Source organism: Actinomyces sp. Z5, assembly GCF_003287795.1.
GTDB lineage: Bacteria > Actinomycetota > Actinomycetes > Actinomycetales > Actinomycetaceae > Actinomyces > Actinomyces glycerinitolerans.
Genome location: NZ_QMIN01000031.1, coordinates 1 through 5,113, shown reverse-complemented (window position 1 = coordinate 5,113; position 5,113 = coordinate 1). Strand labels below are relative to the sequence as shown.

The window sequence follows — 5,113 nt, the reverse complement described above, 5'->3', positions numbered from 1 at the left end:
CCCGCCACCCGGTGTGGGTGGCGGGCCTCCCGCGAAGCCTCACCGCGAGCCAGTGCCCGCAGCTGCGTCAGCGCATGGAGCGCCGTGGCTCGTCACTTGATGATCTTGGTGACGCGGCCGGAGCCGACGGTGCGGCCACCCTCACGGATGGCGAAGCCGAGGCCCTCCTCCATGGCGATGGGCTGGATCAGCTCGACGGACATCTCGGTGGTGTCGCCGGGCATGACCATCTCGGTGCCCTCGGGCAGCGTGATGACGCCGGTGACGTCCGTGGTGCGGAAGTAGAACTGCGGACGGTAGTTCGAGTAGAAGGGGTTGTGGCGGCCGCCCTCATCCTTGGTCAGGATGTAGACGTGGCCCTCGAACTGGGTGTGCGGGGTGATGGAGCCGGGCTTGCAGACGACCTGACCGCGCTCGACGTCCTCACGACGGGTGCCGCGCAGCAGCAGACCGCAGTTCTCACCGGCCCACGCCTCGTCCATGGACTTGTGGAACATCTCGATGCCGGTGACGGTGGTCTTCTGCGCCTCGCGGATACCGAGGATCTCGACCTCGGAGTTGATCGGCAGCTTGCCGCGCTCGACACGACCGGTGACGACGGTGCCGCGACCGGTGATGGTGAAGACGTCCTCGATGGGCATGAGGAACGGCTTGTCCATGTCACGCTCGGGGGTCGGGATGTACTCGTCGACCGCGTCCATGAGCTCCTTGATCTTAGCGGTCCACTCGGGGTCGCCCTCGAGGGCCTTGAGCGCGGACACGCGGATCACAGGGGCGTTGTCGCCGTCGTAGTCCTGGGAGGACAGCAGCTCGCGGACCTCCATCTCGACCAGCTCGAGGAGCTCCTCGTCGTCGACCATGTCGGCCTTGTTCAGGGCGACCAGCAGGGCGGGGACGCCGACCTGACGGGCGAGCAGAACGTGCTCGCGGGTCTGGGCCATGGGGCCGTCGGTGGCGGCGACCACCAGGATGGCGCCGTCCATCTGCGCGGCACCGGTGATCATGTTCTTGATGTAGTCGGCGTGACCGGGGGCGTCGACGTGAGCGTAGTGACGCTTGGCGGTCTCGTACTCGACGTGCGCGATGTTGATGGTGATACCGCGCTGGCGCTCCTCGGGAGCCTTGTCGATCTCGTCGAAGGGAGTGAAGGGGTTCAGGTCCGGGTACTCGTCGTGCAGGACCTTGGAGATCGCTGCGGTCAGCGTCGTCTTACCGTGGTCGACGTGACCGATCGTTCCGATGTTGACGTGCGGCTTGGTCCGCTCGAACTTGGCCTTGGCCACTGGTGTCCTCCTGGGACTCGGGTAGTTCTCTTCGTCGGGGATCGACTAGCACATGGTAGCCGTACCGACTGCGAGAGTGTCTACTGATGAATTGTTGGAAATCTTACTTGGATGAGTTGCCCCGGAGGCAATTCCGGGGCCGGGTGGGGCCGGGGCGGACGGCTCGCGCCGCCGCGCCCCGGCACCGGTGCGGTCTGGGTCACTCGCCCTTGGCCTTGGCGATGACCTCGTCCGCGACGTTCTTGGGAACCTCGGCGTAGGAGTCGAACTCCATGGAGTACACGGCGCGCCCCTGGGTCTTGGAACGCAGGTCGCCCACGTACCCGAACATCTCCGACAGCGGGACGTTGGCCTTGATGACCTTCACGCCCTGCGCGTCCTCCATCGACTGGACCATGCCGCGCCGGGAGTTCAGGTCGCCGATGACGTCGCCCATGTACTCCTCGGGGGTGCGCACCTCGACGGCCATGACCGGCTCCAGCAGAACCGGCTTGGCACGCTTGGCGCCCTCCTTGAAGGCCATGGAGCCGGCGATCTTGAAGGCCATCTCGGAGGAGTCGACCTCGTGGTAGCCGCCGTCGACCAGAGTCGCCTTGACGTCCACCATCGGGTAACCGGCCAGCACACCCGTGGTCATGGCCTCCTGCACGCCGGCGTCGACGCTGGGGATGAACTCACGGGGCACGCGGCCACCGGTGACGGCGTTGACGAACTCGTAGTGCTTGTTCTCGCCCTCCTCGTCCGCGTCGTCGTGAGTCAGCGGCTCGAAGGACATGAGCACCTTCGCGAACTGGCCGGAGCCACCGGTCTGCTTCTTGTGCGTGTACTCGACCTTGTCGACCTTCTTGCGGATGGTCTCGCGGTAGGCGACCATCGGGTTACCGACGTTCGCCTCCACCTTGAACTCGCGCCGCATGCGGTCCACGAAGACGTCCAGGTGCAGCTCGCCCATACCGCCGATGACGGTCTGGCCGGTCTCCTCGTCGAGCTCGACCGTGAAGGTCGGGTCCTCCTCGGAGAGCTTCTGAATGGCGACGCCGAGCTTCTCCTGGTCGCCCTTGGTCTTGGGCTCGATGGCCACGTGGATCACCGGGTCCGGGAAGGTCATCGACTCCAGGATGATCGGGTCGCCCTGGGCGGACAGGGTGTCACCGGTGGTGACGTCCTTCAGCCCGATGAACGCGTAGATGTGGCCGGCGTGGGCCTGCTCCACCGGGTTCTCCTTGTTGGAGTGCATCTGGAAGAGCTTGCCGACGCGCTCCTTGCGGCCCTTGGTGGCGTTCAGGATCGTGTCGCCCTGGGAGACCTTGCCGGAGTACACGCGCACGTACACGAGCTTGCCGTAGAACGGGTGCGTGGCGACCTTGAAGGCCAGCGCGGAGAAGGGCTCGTGCTCATCGGCCTTGCGGGTGATGACCTTGGACTCGTCTCCGGGGACGTGCCCCTCAACGTCGGGCACGTCCAGCGGGGAGGGCAGGTAGTCGAGCACGCCGTCGAGCACGGGCTGAATGCCCTTGTTCTTGAAGGCGGACCCGGCGAAGACCGGGAAGGCCTCGCCGGCGATGGTGAGCTTGCGGATGCCGCGCTTGAGCTCGGCGACCGACAGCTCCTCGCCCTCCAGGTACTTCTCCATCAGCTCGTCGTCGGCCTCGGCAACCGTCTCGATGAGCTCGTTGCGCAGCTCCTCGGCGCGGGAGACCAGCTCGGCCGGGATGTCCTCGTAAACGACGACGCTGCCGCGGGTGTCCTTGCCGTCGGCGTCCTTCTCGGGGAAGCGGATGGCCCGCATCTCCAGCACGTCGACGACGCCGGAGAACTCGTTCTCGGCACCGATGGGGAAGTTGACGACAATCGGGGTGGCCTGAAGCCGGTCGCGAATCGTCTGTACGGAGAAGTCGAAGTTCGCACCCAGCTTGTCCATCTTGTTGATGTAGCAGATGCGGGGCACGTTGTACTTGTCCGCCTGGCGCCACACCGTCTCGGACTGGGGCTCGACGCCCTCCTTGCCGTCGAAGACAGCGACCGCGCCGTCGAGCACACGCAGGGAGCGCTCGACCTCGACCGTGAAGTCGACGTGGCCGGGGGTGTCGATGATGTTGATCTGGTTGTCCTTCCAGAAGCAGGTGGTGGCCGCGGAGGTAATGGTGATACCGCGCTCCTGCTCCTGTTCCATCCAGTCCATCGTCGAGGCGCCGTCGTGCGTCTCGCCGATCTTGTAGTTGATGCCCGTGTAGAACAGGATGCGCTCCGTCACGGTCGTCTTGCCGGCATCGATGTGAGCCATGATGCCGATGTTGCGGACCTTGGTGAGGTCAGTCAGCACGTCTAGTGCCACTAGTGATGTCCTTCGTTCTTGTGGTGCGGGAGTTGGGCGCCGCCCGGGCCCTGGGGCCCGGGGGCGTGCGGTTGATTACCAGCGGTAGTGAGCGAAGGCCTTGTTGGACTCGGCCATTCGGTGCATGTCCTCGCGCCGCTTGACGGCGGCGCCGAGACCGTTGGAGGCGTCCAGGATCTCGTTCATGAGCCGCTCGGTCATGGTGTTCTCGCGCCGCTGGCGGGAGAAGTCCACGAGCCAGCGCAGGGCGAGGGTGGTGGCGCGGTTGGGGCGAACCTCGACCGGGACCTGGTAGGTCGCACCACCGACGCGGCGGGAGCGGACCTCCAGGGACGGGCGAATGTTGTCCAGGGCGCGCTTGAGCACCGAGACCGGATCCTGGTCGGTCTTGGAACGCACGCCCTCGAGGGCGCCGTAGACGATGCGCTCGGCGGTCGCCTTCTTGCCGTCAAGCAGGACGCGGTTGACGAGCTGGGTGACGACGGGCGAGCCGTAGACCGGGTCGACGGCCAACGGGCGCCGGGGTGCGGGACCCTTACGAGGCATTAGTTCTTCTCCTTCTTGGCGCCGTACTTGGAACGTGCCTGCTGGCGGCCCTTGACACCCTGGGTGTCGAGGGAGCCGCGCACGATGTGGTAGCGGACACCGGGAAGGTCCTTCACACGACCACCGCGGACGAGCACGATCGAGTGCTCCTGGAGGTTGTGCCCCTCACCGGGGATGTAGGCCGTAACCTCGATACCGGTGGAAAGGCGCACACGGGCGACCTTACGCAGGGCGGAGTTCGGCTTCTTCGGGGTCGTGGTGTACACACGGGTGCATACGCCACGGCGCTGCGGACTGGACTTGAGCGCCGGCGTCTTGGACGCCGCGCGCTTGGTCGAGCGGCCCTTGCGGACCAGCTGCTGAATCGTGGGCACTACTGATTCTCCATCTTGAAGTGCTTGCGGGCTGTCGCTGCCCACGTGCCGACCCGCTCCCCCGCGACGGCGCACTGCGCCACGGTGAGGGCCGGCCCGCTCGGCGTCGGCCCGGCCGACGGCGATGCGTCCGGAGCCCCGTGACGGGGCCCGTCGGTTCCCGCCGCGGCAGACCCGCGTCACCGACCGGAGCCTGAGCTCCGAGTGGCTGGGAACGGAATGGAGAACGGTGGCCCGCACGCGGGCACCAGTGGGGCACACTACCCGGGCATGACACTGCACGCCAGACGGCGTCGGGGTGTTCCTGGCCACGTGCTGCCCCACCGAGCCCGGTCACTATGACCGGCCCTTCAAGTATGGGGACGTGGCCGGCCGACAGGTGGCGGTTCGCCGGGTGAAGGGCGATGCGTGCGGGTTCCGGTGATGCGGCGCGCGCCTTCACCCGACGGCTCGTGTGTTCACCTGACGGTTCGTACGTTGCGGTCGACGGTTCGGCACATCCGACGACGGTTCGTACCTGTTATGTCTCAGGACATCGGTGACAGTTCTGTGTCAGGACATCGGTGACAGTTCGT

4 protein-coding genes are annotated in these 5,113 nt (G+C 66.3%); all 4 read right to left on the bottom strand.

Annotated elements, in window-relative coordinates; translation table 11 throughout:
- Window positions 1-92: 92 nt before the first annotated feature.
- The 4 genes from tuf to rpsL all read right to left on the bottom strand — a co-directional run bounded on the left by tuf (window position 93) and on the right by rpsL (window position 4,538).
- Complete coding sequence (gene tuf / locus DRB06_RS03365; protein ID WP_073327557.1) at window positions 93-1,283, bottom strand: elongation factor Tu; 1,191 nt, start codon at window positions 1,281-1,283, stop codon at window positions 93-95.
- Window positions 1,284-1,482: 199 nt separating this feature from the next.
- Window positions 1,483-3,618, bottom strand: coding sequence for an elongation factor G (gene fusA / locus DRB06_RS03360; protein WP_073327558.1), 2,136 nt, complete (start codon window positions 3,616-3,618; stop codon window positions 1,483-1,485).
- Window positions 3,619-3,693: 75 nt separating this feature from the next.
- A complete protein-coding gene (rpsG, locus tag DRB06_RS03355) occupies window positions 3,694-4,164 on the bottom strand; it encodes a 30S ribosomal protein S7 (protein WP_073327560.1) in 471 nt (156 codons plus the stop codon).
- Complete coding sequence (rpsL, locus tag DRB06_RS03350) at window positions 4,164-4,538, bottom strand: 30S ribosomal protein S12 (RefSeq protein WP_073327562.1); 375 nt, start codon at window positions 4,536-4,538, stop codon at window positions 4,164-4,166. Before rpsL ends, rpsG begins: the two co-directional genes overlap by 1 nt.
- Window positions 4,539-5,113: the final 575 nt, after the last annotated feature.